General features: G+C 44.4%; 14 protein-coding genes and 2 tRNA genes. 7 read left to right on the top strand and 9 right to left on the bottom strand.

Translation table 11 applies throughout. The annotated features are described in order from the left end of the window. Positions 1-69 precede the first annotated feature (69 nt). Positions 70-645 (top strand): D-sedoheptulose 7-phosphate isomerase, encoded by a 576-nt coding sequence (gene lpcA, locus AACT21_RS09025; RefSeq protein ID WP_010320095.1) that lies wholly within the window; start codon positions 70-72, stop codon positions 643-645. Between the two features lie 63 nt (positions 646-708). Continuing rightward, positions 709-1,542, top strand: coding sequence for a class II glutamine amidotransferase (locus AACT21_RS09020; RefSeq protein ID WP_010320094.1), 834 nt, complete (start codon positions 709-711; stop codon positions 1,540-1,542). A 110-nt stretch (positions 1,543-1,652) separates the two neighbouring features. On the opposite strand, the gene purN is transcribed toward AACT21_RS09020, so the two are convergent. Both purN and purM read right to left on the bottom strand, forming a co-directional pair. Continuing rightward, positions 1,653-2,294, bottom strand: a complete 642-nt coding sequence (gene purN, locus AACT21_RS09015) for a phosphoribosylglycinamide formyltransferase (RefSeq protein ID WP_017047307.1) — start codon at positions 2,292-2,294, stop codon at positions 1,653-1,655. A gap of 3 nt (positions 2,295-2,297) precedes the next feature. Then, positions 2,298-3,338: a phosphoribosylformylglycinamidine cyclo-ligase gene (gene purM / locus AACT21_RS09010; protein WP_094145423.1), complete on the bottom strand. Its 1,041-nt coding sequence runs from the start codon at positions 3,336-3,338 to the stop codon at positions 2,298-2,300. 168 nt (positions 3,339-3,506) lie between these two features. Between purM and upp the strand changes: the two genes are divergently transcribed. Continuing rightward, the gene (upp, locus tag AACT21_RS09005; protein ID WP_026027908.1) at positions 3,507-4,133 is read left to right on the top strand and encodes a uracil phosphoribosyltransferase; all 627 of its coding nucleotides are present in this window, start codon (positions 3,507-3,509) and stop codon (positions 4,131-4,133) included. 138 nt (positions 4,134-4,271) lie between these two features. Here upp and rluF read toward each other — a convergent pair whose 3' ends face one another. Continuing rightward, positions 4,272-5,249 carry a 23S rRNA pseudouridine(2604) synthase RluF gene (gene rluF, locus AACT21_RS09000; protein WP_094163800.1) on the bottom strand — a complete coding sequence of 326 codons (978 nt, stop codon included), beginning with the start codon at positions 5,247-5,249 and terminating at the stop codon, positions 4,272-4,274. A gap of 389 nt (positions 5,250-5,638) precedes the next feature. Next, positions 5,639-5,779, bottom strand: coding sequence for a DUF3149 domain-containing protein (locus AACT21_RS08995; protein WP_010319399.1), 141 nt, complete (start codon positions 5,777-5,779; stop codon positions 5,639-5,641). Between the two features lie 275 nt (positions 5,780-6,054). On the opposite strand from AACT21_RS08995, the gene AACT21_RS08990 reads away from it, so the two are divergent. Further along, positions 6,055-6,131, top strand: a tRNA-Pro gene (locus tag AACT21_RS08990). A gap of 935 nt (positions 6,132-7,066) precedes the next feature. Next, a complete protein-coding gene (locus tag AACT21_RS08985; RefSeq protein ID WP_094163796.1) occupies positions 7,067-9,718 on the top strand; it encodes a beta-N-acetylhexosaminidase in 2,652 nt (883 codons plus the stop codon). Between the two features lie 66 nt (positions 9,719-9,784). Here the strand turns inward: AACT21_RS08985 and AACT21_RS08980 are convergent, their stop codons facing one another. Beyond that, complete coding sequence (locus tag AACT21_RS08980) at positions 9,785-10,234, bottom strand: DUF411 domain-containing protein (RefSeq protein WP_013856238.1); 450 nt, start codon at positions 10,232-10,234, stop codon at positions 9,785-9,787. A 13-nt stretch (positions 10,235-10,247) separates the two neighbouring features. Continuing rightward, positions 10,248-12,773 carry a heavy metal translocating P-type ATPase gene (locus AACT21_RS08975; protein ID WP_176430184.1) on the bottom strand — a complete coding sequence of 842 codons (2,526 nt, stop codon included), beginning with the start codon at positions 12,771-12,773 and terminating at the stop codon, positions 10,248-10,250. Positions 12,774-13,011: 238 nt separating this feature from the next. On the opposite strand from AACT21_RS08975, the gene gltX reads away from it, so the two are divergent. Both gltX and AACT21_RS08965 read left to right on the top strand, forming a co-directional pair. Beyond that, entirely contained in the window at positions 13,012-14,439 is a 1,428-nt protein-coding gene (gltX, locus tag AACT21_RS08970) for a glutamate--tRNA ligase (protein WP_013856240.1), read from the top strand. A 260-nt stretch (positions 14,440-14,699) separates the two neighbouring features. After that, on the top strand, positions 14,700-15,686 hold the full coding sequence (locus AACT21_RS08965; RefSeq protein ID WP_176430183.1) for an OmpA family protein: 987 nt from the start codon (positions 14,700-14,702) through the stop codon (positions 15,684-15,686). A gap of 104 nt (positions 15,687-15,790) precedes the next feature. On the opposite strand, the gene AACT21_RS08960 is transcribed toward AACT21_RS08965, so the two are convergent. The 3 genes from AACT21_RS08960 to AACT21_RS08950 all read right to left on the bottom strand — a co-directional run bounded on the left by AACT21_RS08960 (position 15,791) and on the right by AACT21_RS08950 (position 17,685). Next, a complete protein-coding gene (locus AACT21_RS08960; RefSeq protein WP_029189872.1) occupies positions 15,791-16,297 on the bottom strand; it encodes a Fe3+-citrate ABC transporter substrate-binding protein in 507 nt (168 codons plus the stop codon). A 165-nt stretch (positions 16,298-16,462) separates the two neighbouring features. Continuing rightward, positions 16,463-16,539, bottom strand: a tRNA-Arg gene (locus AACT21_RS08955). Positions 16,540-16,593: 54 nt separating this feature from the next. Then, on the bottom strand, positions 16,594-17,685 hold the full coding sequence (locus AACT21_RS08950) for a flagellar assembly protein FlgT (protein ID WP_094163823.1): 1,092 nt from the start codon (positions 17,683-17,685) through the stop codon (positions 16,594-16,596). Between the last annotated feature and the right edge of the window lie 10 nt (positions 17,686-17,695).

Genomic DNA, 17,695 nt, shown 5'->3' with positions numbered 1-17,695 from the left:
ACTCAAGCCTGTTACTGGCTCTTGATTGATGGAGCCTATCGGTAAACAGATTAAAAAGAGAATATATCTATGTACCAGGATTTAATTAAAAGTGAATTGACCGAAGCGGCTGACGTGCTAAACAAATTTCTTAATGATGAGCATAACATCGCTCAAATTGAGGCCGCCGCAAAACTGATTGCCGACTCATTTAAGCAAGGCGGGAAAGTGCTCTCTTGCGGTAATGGCGGTTCCCACTGTGATGCAATGCACTTTGCTGAAGAGCTAACGGGGCGCTATCGCGAGAATCGTCCGGGTTATCCTGGTATTGCTATTTCAGATCCAAGCCACTTGTCTTGCGTTAGCAATGATTTTGGTTACGATTTTGTATTCTCTCGCTATGTGGAAGCGGTGGGTTCAAAAGGCGATGTCCTGTTTGGCCTATCGACTTCTGGTAATTCGGGGAACATTTTGAAAGCGATTGAAGCGGCCCAAGCCAAAGGGATGAAGACCATTGCACTGACCGGTAAAGATGGTGGGAAAATGGCAGGTTTAGCGGATATCGAGATTCGTGTCCCGCACTTCGGCTACGCGGATCGTATCCAAGAAATCCATATCAAGATCATCCACATCGTTATCCAACTGATTGAAAAAGAGATGGCGTAAGAAGTTCCACATCGTTCTTTTCTTTTAATGTGTTTGTGGTTGCAAAAGGGAGTGCATTAAACCATGTGTGAATTGCTCGGTATGAGTGCCAATGTGCCGACTGATATTTGCTTTAGTTTTACTGGGTTGATTCAGCGTGGCGGCAACACGGGGCCGCATCGTGATGGTTGGGGAATCACTTTCTATGAAGGGAAGGGGTTTCGTACCTTTAAAGATCCTAACCCTAGCTTTCAGTCAAAAATTGCAGAGCTTGTGCAGAGTTACCCTATAAAAAGTCGGGCAGTGGTTAGCCATATTCGTCAAGCAAATCGGGGTGGGGTGAATTTGGAAAATACTCACCCATTCACTCGAGAATTGTGGGGGAGATATTGGACGTTCGCTCACAATGGACAATTGGCTGATCATCAGCAGCTAGAAACTGGGCGCTATCGCCCTGTTGGTGAAACCGATAGCGAGCAAGCTTTCTGTTGGTTGTTAAAGCAGTTAGAAGCGCGTTATCCTGAACCGCCTCAAGATATGCTCAGCATGTTTCAATTCGTTGCGAAGTGTTGCGATCAACTTAAGCAGCAAGGTGTGTTTAATATGCTACTTTCTGACGGTGAGTTTGTGGTGACCTATTGCACGAATCATCTGTACTGGATTACTCGACGCGCCCCCTTTGGGAAAGCAAGTTTACTTGATGAAGATGTCGAGATTAACTTCCAAGAAGAAACAACGCCTGATGATGTTGTGTCAGTGATTGCGACTCAGCCACTGACGGGAAATGAAACTTGGCAACGAATGAAGCCAGGCGAATATGCGATTTTCCATTATGGCGAATACGTTGATGGCAATGCGCAGTCCTTAGCTGACATTCCGTTTGCCGCGGCAAAGCCAGGCTGCCAAGCACCCATTTAAGTTTTTTATTCTTAAGCTTGTCTATTTACTGCTGTTTGAATTGTATTTGAGATGACAATAAAAAAGGTTGCTGTTGAGGCAACCTTTTTCGCACTATTTAGAGATACGATTTATTCATCGAAAGCATAACCATGCATGCCAAGTAATTGGCCATCTAAATAGGCTTTACCTTCACGCATTTCCAAGCGTCCTTCAACGAACCATTGTGCCACTAGTGGGTAAATTCGATACTCTTGAGCTTGGACACGTTGAGTCAAAATCTCAACGGTATCTTCATCAAAAATAGGCACTTTTGCTTGTAGAATGACTGGGCCACCATCAAGTTGTTCAGTCACAAAATGCACACTGGTGCCATGCTCTTCATCACCTGCGTGAATCGCGCGTTGGTAGGTATTCAACCCAGGATATTTAGGAAGTAAAGAAGGATGAATATTGAGCATCCGTCCTAAATAGTGACGCACAAACTCACCACTCAGAATACGCATGTAGCCAGCAAGAATGATTAAGTCAGGCGCGTATTGGTCAATTTTCTCCATCAATACCGCATCAAACGCATCTCGCGTGTCAAAGGCATTTGGGTCAATATGCACCGCCGCCGCACCTGCTTTTTTAGCTCGTTCTAAGCCATAAGCAGTTGCTTTGTTTGAAAAAACAGCCGTTACTTTGCCATCTTTAATTTTCGTTTCACACGCATCAAGGATAGCCTGTAAGTTGGTGCCATTTCCTGAAACTAAAACAACAATACTTTTCATCAGTTATTTGATCTCTACTTGCTCTTCATCGAGTTGAGCTTCAGCAATATGACCGATAACCCACGCATTTTCGCCTTCCGCTTGCAGTAATTGAACAGCCGTTTGTGCTTGATCCATTGGAAGCGCAACAATCAGTCCGACACCACAGTTAAATGTGCGGTACATTTCGTGAGTGGTTACATTCCCTTTTTCTTGCAGCCATTGGAAAATAATTGGCCATTCCCAGCTATTGCCGTCAATCACCGCTTTCGTCCCTTGTGGAAGAACGCGAGGAATGTTTTCCCAGAAACCACCGCCAGTAATGTGTGAAATGGCGTGAATATCGTGCTCGGCGATCATTTTAAGCGCTGATTTGATGTAAATCTTGGTTGGTGTCAGTAAGTGCTCACCAATCGTTTTGCCAGCCAAGTCTTCATTTTTGTCGGCACCTGATACTTCCAGGATCTTGCGAACTAATGAATAGCCGTTTGAGTGAGGGCCGCTAGAGCCAACCGCAATCAGAGCATCACCTGCTGCTACTTTTGAGCCATCGATGATCTCTTCTTTTTCAACCACACCGACACAAAAGCCAGCGACATCGTAATCTTCACCTTCGTACATACCCGGCATTTCAGCGGTTTCACCACCGATTAAAGCGCAACCTGCTTGCACACAACCATCGGCAATACCCGACACCACATCAGCAGCTGTATCTACATCCAATTTGCCCGTGGCGTAGTAGTCCAGAAAGAAAAGCGGTTCAGCACCTTGAACAATCAAATCGTTAACACACATTGCAACCAAGTCAATGCCAATGGTGTCGTGCTTATTCATATCCAATGCGAGGCGAAGTTTTGTGCCAACTCCATCGGTGCCAGAGACTAAAACAGGATGTTTATATTTGGTTGGTAGCTCGCAAAGCGCGCCAAAACCACCAATGCCACCCATAACTTCAGGGCGACGAGTGCGTTTGACGGCGCCTTTAATTCGTTCAACAAGTGCATTGCCTGCATCAATATCTACGCCAGCATCTTTGTAACTAAGAGAAGTGTTATTACCGCTCACGGGGAAGTCCTCGGTCATAAGTTGGATATGAAAACGGCGCTATTCTAACAGGGCTTAAAACAAAAAGGAAAACGTTTGCGTCAGTTTTTTTGTTTATAATTGGCACTGAAATTAGCATAAAAAGTGTGTACAATTCGAAGGTTTGTTTAAATGTCGTCGGAGATGAAAATGAAAGTTGTTGAAGTTAAACACCCTCTAGTTAAGCATAAACTTGGGTTAATGAGGGAAGGGGATATCAGCACTAAGCGTTTTCGTGAGTTAGCTACAGAAGTGGGTAGCCTACTAACTTATGAAGCAACCTCAGACTTTGAAACAGAAAAAGTGACGATTGAAGGCTGGAATGGCCCAGTTGAAATTGATCAAGTCAAAGGTAAAAAAGTAACGGTAGTACCTATTTTGCGTGCTGGTCTTGGCATGATGGACGGCGTTTTAGAGCACATTCCAAGTGCGCGGATTAGTGTTGTTGGCATCTATCGTGATGAAGAAACACTTGAGCCTGTCCCTTATTTCAACAAACTCGCTTCTAATATTGAGGAGCGAATTGCGCTTGTGGTTGACCCAATGCTGGCAACTGGCGGTTCCATGATTGCGACGATCGATTTGCTCAAGGAGCGCGGCTGTAACCAATTTAAAATTCTCGTTTTAGTTGCAGCGCCTGAAGGCATCGCGGCGTTAGAAAAAGCGCACCCTGATGTTGAGCTCTATACGGCGGCAATTGATGAGAAATTGAATGATAAAGGTTATATCGTTCCTGGTCTTGGCGATGCTGGTGATAAGATTTTTGGTACGAAATAAGCGTTAATTTTATGCTGTCTTAAAGGAGAAACGAAAGTTTCTCCTTTTTTATAGTTGCTTCGATTTTTTATCGTTGCTTCAGTGATGCGTCATTACGGTCATTTTATTGCTCTACAGAATTAACGCATTGTTCGATGATTATTTTTTAAGGCTTAACGTACTGCTTTTTCTGTGGCTATTAGCTGGTGCACCTTGTGATGAATTTGTGGGTCGGCGCGGTGCTCTTTTTGTATTTGGAGCATGGCGAAACTCATCGGCATTGCGTCCTTGGAACGTTTTTGGCTTTTGATTTCTGCGTGCCGTCGAGGTTTGATTTTGCTCACGACTATCAAACAGTTTTGCATCGGTAGCTTTGCGAATACGCTTACCCGTCACATCAAGCTTGGACGCGCCTTCCGTACCGCAAGAACTCTCACACATTGCTAATATTTCAGCGACTTCCTCGTCGCTTAAATAACGCCATTCACCATTAGGGATACCGTCTAGGCTGATGTTCATAATACGAACTCGGCGTAGTTTAAACACTTCGTAACCTAAGGCCTCACACATACGACGAATTTGACGGTTTAACCCTTGTGTTAACACAATTCTAAAGGAGAACTTCGTTTCTTGGGTTACTTTGCAAGGCAGTGTCACCGTATCAAGAATCTCCACACCAGAGGCCATCTTATGTAGAAATTCGTCAGTGATGGGTCTATCTACTCGAACGACGTACTCTTTTTCATGGTTATTACCAGCACGTAATATCTTATTGACTATGTCACCATCGTTAGTCAGAAAGATCAGTCCATCTGATGGTTTATCTAATCGACCTATCGGGAAAATACGTTTGTGGTGGCCAATAAAATCAACAATGTTACCTGGAATATCGCGCTCTGTTGTGCAGGTGATTCCAGTCGGTTTATTAAGGGCAATGTATATCGGTTTTTCTTTTGATTTTAATGGCTTACCATCAATACACACCTCATCGTTTGGCGTGACTTTAGTGCCCATTTCCGGCAATAGTCCATTGATGGTTACTCGGCCTTGTTCAATTAACTTATCGGCCTCTCGACGAGAACAAAAACCAGTTTCACTGATGTATTTGTTTAAACGGATGGTGGCTTGTTGTGACATAGGTTGCTCTTACGTTTCCCAACGGCGGTGAATAAAAAGAAAGCAACACTCTGAGTGTTGCCTATTAACGTTGCGATATTTTAGCAGTTAATATTAATTAACCAAGGCGTTTTTAATGACACTCATGGTTTCCAGCCTTTCCCCATCACTTTTCCTCAACAAGATATAGACGGCATTGACGCCTTTATTTATGCGTTGAGGGAATGTTTTTATTTGTATGAGAAAATGGAAACTATTTTGAGACAGGTGTCTTATCGAACCGTTCTTGAGTAGCGAATGATACCATTCATCAAGAAGATAGAGTTATTAACGCGATAAAAAACCGGGGCAGACAGATAATCCACCCCGGTGCATAGCGTCACACTATTTTTCAATAGGTGCTAAGCGATCTAGTGAGGAGATTTGTCATTCATCACTTTATAAATGAAGAAACCGCCATAAAACAGCATAAGACCAAAAGCACCAAAGATTACTATCATTGAAGATAGTCCCACAGCATTACCAAATAGGAGATCAAGCCAAAAGTCCATGTTTCCTCCAAAGTTTCGAAGACACAGCCAAGTTAAAGTTTGCTCTGTTTGCTGACACTGATCTGGATCAATTATGTTGCATAGGTTAACTTGATGTTTCTATTGGTGTGTAATTAGTCACGTTTTTATGTGTATTTGATGGTGATTTAGCCAATGAGTTTGTTATTTGATGGAAATAAGATTAAAGGCTTGCGTCTTAGTTTTAGATGAGTAATATACGCATCCGTTCTAGGCAAAAAGCTCGGAACTGCTCGCTAAGTGCAGAGCAAAAATTTCGGTGAATAGCGCAGCTTGGTAGCGCATCTGGTTTGGGACCAGAGGGTCGGGGGTTCGAATCCCTCTTCACCGACCATACTTAAAAGCCTCGCAGTAATGCGGGGCTTTGTTATATCTGGAAGCGGTGAGTTTTTTCGTTACCAAAGAGAAAGGGGTTCGCCTCTTTCATTATCTGGCTCTTCACCGACCACATTAAAAGCCTCGCAGTAATGCGAGGCTTTGTTACATTTGGAAGCGGTAAGTTTTCGTTACCAAATAGAAAGGGGTTCGCCTCTTTCACTATCTGGCTCTTCACCGACCACATTAAAGGCCTCGCAGTAATGCGGGGCTTTGTTGCATCTGGAAACGGTAAGTTTTCGTTACCAAAGAGAAAAGGGTTCGCCTCTTTCACTATCTGGCTCTTCACCGACCACATTAAAGGCCTCGCAGTAATGCGGGGCTTTGTTGCATCTGGATGTGATCACTTTCATTACCAAAGATAAAGGGTTTTCCTCCTTCACTATCAGGCTCTTTCACTGTCCACCCTTCTCCGAGCAAATTCAACTATTGAAAATAGCAGTCAATATTCCACGATAATAAATAGCATTAGGATGTGTAAAAAACGTCACTTTAGCGCATTTTGACGTTTGATGAGTCATTACAATTTATGACCTATATCACGATTTAACCTGCCAAATCCCTTTAATGAACTTCTCGCCTTGTCGTGAGTAGTGATCTCTATTCATAAATTCATTTTTGTTATGCATTTTTATGTGATCTTTCTCAAGTTAAACTCGTCAAATAATAAATTACGGTTTTGACGTCAAGTTTAATCTATTGATTTTAAATGGTTTTGTTTTGATTGTATTTTAGAGGATTTGAACTGGATCACTTCGTGTAGCTAATTATTTTACGCTTAGAAATAACTCCTTGTATGGTGAATGCCTTAGGTCACAAGCCTTTATGCTTGTTGCTGTTTTGAGTCCTTTTAACAGGATATTGGGTTTTTATTTTAAAGGTAAGGTGAGTCAAATGTTGAAACCTAGTTTGATTGCTGTTTCGGTTATCGCCACATTATCAGGTTGCTCTTTGTTGCAATCACCAGAGCAGAAAGTAGTCGATGCGCTGGCGGAAAATTTGGATATTCATTACACCGTATTAACGAATCACGGGGCAGATGAAGGATTGGCATGTCAGGCTCTCGAAGCGGAATGGGCATCGTGTAATAAAGTGAACATGACCTTGGTTAACCAAGGTGAAGCCGTGAATTCAAAGCAGTGGGCTATCTATTTCCACAGCATTCGACTGATTCTGGATGTTGAAAATGATCAATTCAAAATTACTCGTTTAACGGGTGATTTACATAAGCTTGAACCTACTGATAAATTTGATGGTTTTGCTGCGGGCGAAGAGGTTGTTTTGCCTCTGGTCGCTGAATATTGGCAGTTGTTTGAAACGGACTTTATGCCGCGTGCATTCGTTGCGGCGCCCAATACAGAGCCTAAACTTATTGTATCTCTCAATACAGAGGACACGTCGTCATTTGTGCGTGGGCTTGAGGGCGACAATATAAAACGCACCACCAGCGATAATAATGTGTTTGCCACGGCCATCAGCCGATTTGAGAGAAATAGCGATGTATCACTGCAAGATGTATCAACGGCTCTGTTACCAACGCCTCTAAAAACAACGCTTGGTCAAGGTGTTGTTGACATTACTCGTGGCCTTAAGCTTGATGTGAAGGACTTTGCGACGGATCAGTTTTCAGCATTGCAGGCGCGTGCTAAAACGATTGGGCTGAAGCTTGATGGAGAGTTGGCGGTTGGTGTTGCGATTACACCGAGCGAATTTTCTGACCAGATGGCGACATCGGGTGCTTATGAGTTGGAGATTGCACCGAATGCTATCTCTATTCGTGCATTTGATGAGGCGGGAGCTTTCTACGCCGTTCAATCTATTTTGGGTTTAGTGGATAGCCAGAATGTCACAGCGCTGCCAGCGATCCGCATCGAAGATGCTCCACGTTTTGATTACCGTGGTGTGATGGTGGATGTCGCACGTAACTTCCATTCTAAGCAAGCGATTTTGGCCACGTTAGATCAAATGGCGGCTTATAAGATGAATAAATTACATCTTCATTTGACCGATGATGAAGGTTGGCGTTTAGAAATTCCGGGCTTACCTGAATTGACCGACATTGGTGGACAGCGCTGCTTTGATTTAGATGAGAAAAACTGCTTGCTGCCACAGCTTGGCTCCGGTCCAAATTCTGATAACTTTGGCTCTGGTTATTTTAGTCGAGCTGATTACATTGAAATCCTCAAGCACGCTAAAGCGCGCAATATTGAAGTGATTCCTGAAATTGATATGCCAGCCCATGCTCGCTCTGCGGTTGTTTCAATGGAGGCTCGTTTTGATCGTTTGAGCCAAGAGGGGAAAACCGAACAGGCTAGCCAGTATCGCTTGATGGATCCTCAAGACAGCTCCAATGTTACGACGGTTCAGTTTTATGATAAGCAGAGTTTTATTAACCCTTGTTTAGACTCGTCTAAACGCTTTGTGGACAAAGTGATCACTGAAGTGGCCTTGATGCACAGTGAGGCGGGCATGCCTTTATCGACTTGGCATTTTGGTGGCGATGAGGCGAAAAACATCAAATTAGGCGCGGGTTTCCAAGATATTAATGCGACGGAAAAAGTCAGTTGGAAAGGTAACTTAGATCTTTCACAACAAGATAAACCATTTGCGAAATCGCCACAGTGCCAAGCATTAGTCAGCCAAGGAGTAGTAAGTGACTTTGCTCATTTACCGAGTTATTTTGCTGAGCAAGTATCGGAAATTGTCGCCGATAAAGGGATTGAGAATTTCCAAGCATGGCAAGATGGCTTGAAATACAGCGAGGGAGAATCTGCTTTTGCCACGCGCAATACACGTGTGAACTTTTGGGATGTCCTCTATTGGGGCGGTACAAACTCTGTTTATGAATGGGCAAAACAAGGTTACGACGTAATTGTTTCTAACCCTGATTATGTCTACATGGATATGCCTTATGAAGCGGATCCTAAAGAGCGCGGTTATTACTGGGCCACCCGTGCGACCGATACACGCAAAATGTTTGGTTTTGCACCGGAAAATATGCCGCAAAACGCTGAAACTTCATTAGATCGTGATGGTAATGGTTTTGTCGGTAAAGGAGAGGTGACGTCGAAACCATTCTACGGCTTGTCAGCTCAATTGTGGTCAGAAACGGTTCGTAGTGATGAGCAGTATGAATATATGGTTTTCCCCCGAGTGTTGGCGGCTGCCGAGCGTGCTTGGCATAAAGCGGAGTGGGAGAACGACTATAAAGTAGGGGTTGAATACTCTCAGCAAACGAATTTAGTCAATAAGTCTGCACTGAATCAAGATTGGACTCGTTTTGCTAATATTGTTGGGCAACGTGAGCTGGCGAAACTGGAAAAAGCTGGCATTGATTATCGCCTGCCAATTCCCGGAGCTAAGATTGAAGCGGGTACATTGTCGATGAATTCGTCATTCCCAGGCGTTGAGCTGCAATATTCATTAGATGGTCAACAATGGTTTACTTACTCGAGCATCGAACAACCGAAGGTGTCCGGTGAGGTCTGGATCCGTTCTATCTCTGCTTCAGGCGAGCAAGTCAGCCGAGTAACTAGTGTTAAATAACTCGTAGCCATATCAATGCACCCAAATGAAAGCCTCCGCATCTGTCGGAGGCTTTATTACATAAAATCAATTACCTTCGTGGTGAGCAAACTCAAACACCTGACCTTGCTCGTTAAAAGCAAAAACCGAATAGGCTTCTTTCTTATCACCAGATTCCATACCTGGAGAACCGATTGGCATGCCGGGCACGGCTAACCCTTTGGCATTTTTCGGTGGATTAGCGAGAAAGGCTTGAATGTCTGTGGCTGGAATGTGACCTTCGAAAACATAGCCGTCGATAACGGCTGTATGGCAAGAGGCGAGCTTGGGTGTAATGCCCAATTGTTGTTTTATCGCCGTCATATCTTCTTGCAATTGCTCGTTAACCTTAAATCCTGCTTGTTGCATGTGAGTGGACCACTCAGTACAGCAGCCACAATAAGGGGATTTGTAATTGGTCACCTCGGTCACCGTGGCGAATGCGGAGTAGCTCATAAGAGACAAGGTGCTAAGCATAGCGGCTGTGATCATTTTCATTTTTATCTAACCTCTAAGAGTGAAAAGGGGATTTAAATAGACGCAAGCGGTTAGCGTTGCTCACGACTGTGATTGAGGACAAAGCCATTGCCGCTCCTGCAACTACAGGGCTAAGTAAAAAGCCAAAAGCGGGATAAAGCACACCAGCGGCAATGGGAATGCCGAAGGTGTTATAAATAAACGCGCCCAATAGGTTCTGCTTCATGTTTTTTACTGTCGCTTTAGAAAGAGCGATAGCATTGACTACGGCAAGCGGTGAGGAGTTGAGCAATGTCATTTGCGCACTCTCTATTGCGACATCACTGCCACTGCCCATTGCGATACCAATATCGGCTTGCGCAAGGGCTGGCGCATCATTAATACCATCACCGACCATGGCGACGATTTGGCCTTTCTCTTGTAACTGCACGATTTTTTGTGCTTTTTGATCCGGAAGTACTTGAGCGATCACTTGCTGTATGCCTAGTTGTTTGGCGATTGCAGTGGCCACGCTTTGGTTATCTCCGGTTAGCATCACGGTACGAATGTTCATTTTGTTCAGTGTGCTGATAGCTTGTGCAGCGTTAGGTTTGATTGGATCAGCAATTGCGATGAGACCTTTGAGTTCACCGTTAATGGCAACCGCGACCGGCGTCCACGCTTGTTCTGCGTAGTGTTCAATGGTCGTTTGTGCTTGAGTAAGAGGAACGCCCAGTGACTCAAGGTGCGATAAAGAGGCAACGACGACGGAATCACCGCCAATATTTGCCATTAGCCCTTTGCCTCTTAGGTTGGTAAATTGCTCGACTTCGGCGCTGGTTGATACCAGCGGTTGCGCATAATGGCAGATAGCCTTGCCAAGAGGATGTTCAGAGCGCAGTTCCAAAGCGTAAACAAGGGTTAACAATTTGCTATCTTCAATTCCCCACGTGACTAAGTTCTGAACAGTTGGTTTACCTTGAGTGAGCGTACCTGTCTTATCAAATACTACAGTGGTGATTTTGCTTGCCGATTGCAATACATTGGCATCTCTGATCAAAATACCCATTTCAGCGGCTTTACCAACTCCTACCGTAACCGAGAGTGGAGTAGCTAAACCCAAGGCACAAGGGCAAGCAATGATCAATACTGTTGTCGCAACCACTAGCATATAACTGGCCTTAGGTTCAGGGCCTACAAAGTACCAAATCAGAGCAGAAAACAGGGCAATCATAACCACTGTCGGTACAAAAATAGCGGATATCTGATCTGCCAGTTTGGCGATGGCTGGTTTACTGCTTTGCGCCTGACGAACCATTTGGATGATGCGCGAGAGCATGGTTTGCGCCCCTACGCCGGTGGCTTCGATGACTAAGCTGCCATCATGATTGATGGTGCCTGCCGCAATGGCATCGCCTGCCACTTTTAGGACGGGGATCGGCTCGCCAGTGAGCATGGATTCATCAACATAAGATTCACCGCTGAGGACTTTGCCGTCTATCGGCACTTTTTCTCCCGGTTTTATGCGCAGTTGCATACCAAGTTGTACTAATTCAACCGCAATCTGTTGATCGCCTTGCGCCGTGATGCGTGTTGCTTGTTGTGGTTGCAAGTTAATTAAGGCTTGCAAGGATTGGGTTGTCTTCGCTTTGGCTTTCGCCTCAATGTAGTGGCCCAGTGAAATCAAACCGATAATCATCGCGCTGGCTTCAAAGTAAACATGACGCGAGGCGACGGGAAACCAAGTTGGGTAAATCACTACCAACATTGAATAGGCCCAAGCCGCTCCGGTTCCTAGGGCGACTAAGCTATCCATGGTAGCGCGCTTATGGGTTAACGCAAGCCAAGCATGGCTAAAAAAGTGGCGGCCAGCGGTGGCCAATAGAGCCAAACACACAATGCCGATAACGCCCCAGTATATTTGTTGCTGAGTGGTCACAATCATCATGCTGCCACCAAGAAGGCCCCAGAGCATTAACGGAATACCCATTATTAAACCTAGTAATGCATTGGTTTTATGTTGCTTTTGTAAATCAAGTGATTGCTGTTTTTGTTTTTCTTGTTGTTGGGCAGGGTCATCGACTCGCTCTGCACGGTAGCCTGCATGAGTAATGGCATTGAGCAATTGCCGTTCAAGGTCAGCGATATCCGCTTGCGAGAGCACTAAGGCGCTTTGTTCCGCTAAATTGATTTGCGCTTTTTGTACACCGTTAACGCTTAGAAGTGCTTTTTCCACCGAAGAGACACAGCTTGCGCAAGTCATTCCTTGGATCAGTAAGTGGGTACTAACCAAACCCGTTATTGAGGCTTCTGTCTCTTGTGCGAGTAGCTGTGTATCGCTAACCAAGGTTGTGGGTTGCGATGAGGGCAGAGGATCGCTGTTCGTGCTGAGCAAGGCTTGATAGCCTAAGGATTCGATAGCGGCGATGAGTTCACTTAAAGAGGCCGAAGTGCTCAGTTCGATGAATGTGGGTGACAGCTGGTGGATTTGTACCTCAAATTCTTGCTTGAGATGCTGCTCAAGTTTCTTCGCGCAACCCATGCATTTCAGCCCTGATAAAGGCAATTGAAAGCGTTTCATTGATAAATTCCCCGTAAACCAACTCAATAGCTAGAAGCATAAACCTTACCTTTAGGGTAAGGTCAAGTTCCACTAAAGGAAAGTTAAGCGAATTTTAAGCGTTATTCTTGAGCGCAGAAAAACGAAAGGCAATCGAGGATTGTAGATTTAGCCGTCAGTGGTAAAATGTCGCCACTTTTTATCCTGGTACTTGCAGTGGACATGTTCTCCGCTGTCTTTTTATCCCTAAGGAAATCAAATGACGGTTAAAACTCGTTTTGCTCCTAGCCCGACAGGCTATCTTCACGTTGGTGGTGCGCGTACTGCACTTTACTCTTGGCTTTATGCAAAAAGCCAAGGTGGTGAGTTTGTTTTGCGTATTGAAGACACCGACCTAGAGCGCTCGACGCAAGAAGCCGTAGACGCGATTCTTGAAGGTATGACTTGGCTAGGTTTGAATTGGGATGAAGGCCCATATTTCCAAACTAAACATTTTGATCGTTATAATGAAGTTGTCGATAAGCTGCTTGCTGAAGATAAAGCCTACAAATGTTACGCCTCTAAAGAGCTGTTAGATGAAGTTCGTGCCGAGCAAGAAGCGAACAAAGAGATGCCGCGCTACGATGCTGATCACCCAAAAATCAAAGCGGTTAACGACGCCGCAAAAGAAGGGGATCCGTGTGTTATCCGTTTCCGTAATCCTAAAGAAGGCAGCGTAATTTTTGACGACCAGATCCGCGGTCGTATCGAAATCTCCAACAGCCAGATGGATGATCTGATCATTCGCCGTACTGATGGCTCACCCACCTATAACTTCTGTGTGGTGGTGGATGACTGGGATATGGGGATTACTCATGTCGTTCGTGGCGAAGATCACATCAACAACACACCTCGTCAAATCAACATTTACGAAGCGTTAGGTGCTCCTGTACCTGTGTTTGCGCACTGCGCAATGATCTTAGGTGACGACGGCGCGAAGCTATCTAAACGTCATGGCGCTGTTTCTGTAATGCAGTATCGCGATGAAGGTTATCTGCCTGAAGCATTGAATAACTATTTAGTTCGTCTAGGTTGGTCTCATGGCGACCAAGAAATTTTCTCGCGTGAAGAGATGATTCAGTTCTTCAGTTTAAATGCTATTAGCAAATCGGCATCTGCATTTAATACTGATAAGTTGTTGTGGCTGAACAATCACTACATCAAAACATCAGAGCCTGAATATGTTGCAAAACACCTTGAATGGCACTTTGAGCAACAAGGCATCAATAAAGACAACGGCCCAGCATTAGCTGAGATCGTTAAACTGGTTGGTGAACGCTGCAATACCTTGGTTGAACTTGCTGCTCAATCTCGTTACTTCTTTGAAGATTTTGCTGAGTTTGATGCTGATGCGGCGAAAAAACACTTGCGCGGTGTGGCGAAAGAGCCGCTAGCACTTGCTTTAAGCAAATTAGAAGCATTGAGTGACTGGACAACGGAAAACCTGCACGCTGTCATCGCTCAAGTGTGTGAAGAGCTTGAAATCGGTATGGGTAAAATAGGCATGCCGCTGCGCGTTGCTGTCACTGGCGGTGGTCAATCGCCATCGGTTGATGCTGTCATGCAACTGATCGGCAAAGAGCGTGTCATTGCTCGTATCAATATGGCATTAGCCTTTATTGCTGAGCGTGAAGCGAACGCTCAATAAGTCAATCATACGAACAACGCTTTGAACCGCAGCTTATGCTGCGGTTTTTCTTTATATCGGCTTTGTTAAATCCTTTGGTGTAGAGCACTGACAATATTTCACAAAACGATGACAGAGAATAAACTAATGCGCTATTTAAGCTTTCTTTACATACAGTATAGTGGTTCCGAGTTATGTAGGTATGTGTGTAGGCGAAAAGTAAACCGTTTTTTGGGTACCGCAACCGCATTATGATAACGATAAATAGGAAAGGAAAAAGTATGAAAAAGTTAGCAGCAGCAGTTTCAATGGCGCTTGTTTTTGCATCTTCTGCCGCAATGGCTGAAGTATACGTAGGTGCTAAAGTTGGTAAATCTTGGCTTGATGACGCTTGTCGTGCTGGAGATGTGTGTGAAGATGAATCTTCTACCGTCGGTGCTTACCTTGGTTACCAAGCGTTTAATTGGCTTTCATTAGAGGCCGGTTACGATTACTTGGGCAAATTTAGTGGTGCGGGGCTGAATGATGAAAAAGTAACGGCCATTACACTCGCACCGAAAGTCAGCCTTCCTTTGACTGATGCCATTGCCTTATATGCTAAAGTCGGCGGTGCTTATGTTGACTATGGCAATAAAGATGATTACTCATATTTAGGTGCCGCTGGTATTGAGTTCAACACCGATAATAACGTCACTTTACGTTTGGAATATCAAAGCCTCACCGATATTAATAACGATCTTGTCCGAGCGGCAGGTAACTCGGCTACCTTAGGTGTTTCGTATAAATTTGGTGGAAGTAAAGCAGAACCTGCGCCAGTCATCGTGCAAGAGGTGTTTGTTGAAGAAGTTGCACAGCCAGTGGTTGAGCCAGTCGTTATTCCCCAAGAACCTGAAACGGTTGTTAAGCATGTGCCATTTCAACGTTTGGACAGCAGTAGCTTTGCCCATAACAGTACTAAGCTAACAGCAGAGAGTACTAACCAGCTCGATAAACTAGTGAAATATTTGCAAACTTACCCACAAGCCGATGCTGAAATTATTGGTCATACTGACTCAACTGGCGCTGCGGCTTACAACCAGAAACTATCAGAAAAACGCGCACAAGTTGTTGCTGATGTTGTGATTGCTAAAGGTGTGGATGCGAACCGTCTTACCGTAAAAGGTGAAGGGGAAAATAGCCCAATCGCATCGAACGATACAGTCGAAGGTCGAAAGCAAAATCGTCGTGTTGATATCGTTATTCCAAGCTTTGATTATGAAGTGAAATAATAACGCTTAAGTATTAGAAAATAGAGAAAGCCCGTGAAAAACGCGGGCTTTCTTCTTGTAAAACAATGTATTTGAGCCTCTAACCGCTCCGGTATCACGCCACGTTATTTCAAATCAATACTATTCAATCGGCCCATGTAGACAAGAATATCCAAGTCTTCTTTATAAGCCTCTAATAGCGCCTTTTTCGTCTTGGTATAAGCGGCAAGCTTGCCATGCTTGTTGATCGAACAAACGACGCTTTGAAATATACAGTTACCTTTTTCATCATAGTGTCTCCAAGCCGCGATATAACAAGGATCCCGAGCTTCCGGGTTATCGAGCGTTGGTCTGGGTTTGTATATGATTTTAGGTTCTAAACTGTGTGGTAGACGAGTCATCAAATAGGGATCTTTGAGCAGACGACGCCAATGTTTGCCCCACATCTCTGAACCTAATTCATTACGCAGCTTTATCGCCTTTTTAAGCCCCTTTTTCTCACCAATACGTATGTAGCCGACAGAACGGTGCAATACCGTATCGTCCGGCGTATGGATATGAATTTTATAGGCGGTCTTTGCTTTAGAGATAAAGCGGTGACCAGTATTCGTGATTAGATTACTCTTTTTCATGATCTTATCTATCGATAAATCTGTTAATACTAATTCTAGATTATTTGACATAGAACTTACAGTAATCACTGTATATGAATAGTAGTGGCTCAAATCAATATTAGGTCAATTTTTCGTCAGAAAAAAAAGCCTCAGCACCAGTTGGGTGTTGAGGCTTTATCAAAATGGCGCTCCCGACAGGAGTCGAACCTGTGGCCTGCCCCTTAGGAGGGGGCCGCTCTATCCTACTGAGCTACGGGAGCAAGGAGGGCTAGTTTACTCAATAATTTTGTGAAGTTAACTAGTTAAAACGAAAATTAAAGCTGTTTGTGCATAACATCGCCAATTTGTATGCTAGAGGCGAGATTTTCTTGATCAACACTCAGCTCTGCTTCGTTTTCATAGACGCGAGTAACCGTAAGGGTAATATCACTTTGAGTCACTTTATTTCGTGGTAGCCCTTTCTGATCAATGAATGAACCTGTATGCCACAACTGCAATTGGTCACCGGTTTTAACGCCATGCACACGTCCTAAATCTATCGTGATGGTATTACCATATTTAGCCACAACCTCGGGGAGAGTTATTTTACATGAAAGCTCCGATTCAAGATCGAGCATGATATTTCGGCTGACGCGCAGCATCATGCTGCCAAAGGTTGAAGCCCAAAAACGAGCACTGCGCGTATCTATCTGACTGGTTTTGGCGAAGGGCCATTTAGCGACTTCTCTATAATGTCTAGTCATGACTTCTTGGCCTGTTTTGCCATCAAACACTTGGATTTGCATAGCAAATTGACGGTTAATCACATCATCGGCGAGTAATTTTTGCTCTATCGTGGCAGTTAAATCGGTGATGGTTCCCCCCAAAATGTACTGTGCCCCCGTGTCCTCTGCAATCATGGTTAAGCGTTCTGGGTGCTGTTTTTCAATTGCATAATCTGTGGTGCCAACCGACACAAAACTGCGAGATTCTTGATCGAGTTGGCGGTTGAGTACCTGTGCAAAATCATCTCCCACACTGTAAATTTGCCCCATAACCGCCTGTTGTGGCGATGCAAGATCAATGTTACCCACTAAAAACGTTTTCTTATATTGGCTAACGTGGCAACCTGTTGCCGAAGGATAAATATCAATTCGAGCTTTAACATACATCACTCCCCGACGTGTTTTATTCTCTTCAACTAACACATAGCGTACTTCATGGTTAGTAAACTGGTACTCTTTACGGTCTGATTCCAGCAGTGGTCGCAAGTTACTGATACTACCGATGTCTGCCCCGGCAAAGTTTACCGCCTTATAGATGGCATCTTCCAATGCATTGAGGCGAGCGACTTCCTCTGAGGAAACAATGGCTGACGATCCGGTCACTTCATACCAAGCAGCATTAACGGCCTGAGAAAAGGTAATGGTGCAACAT

The organism is Vibrio sp. V08_P9A1T1, assembly GCF_963874405.1.
Lineage (GTDB): Bacteria > Pseudomonadota > Gammaproteobacteria > Enterobacterales > Vibrionaceae > Vibrio > Vibrio anguillarum.
The sequence above is the reverse complement of the archived record's forward strand: the minus strand, read 5'-3'. Positions and strand labels throughout refer to the sequence as shown.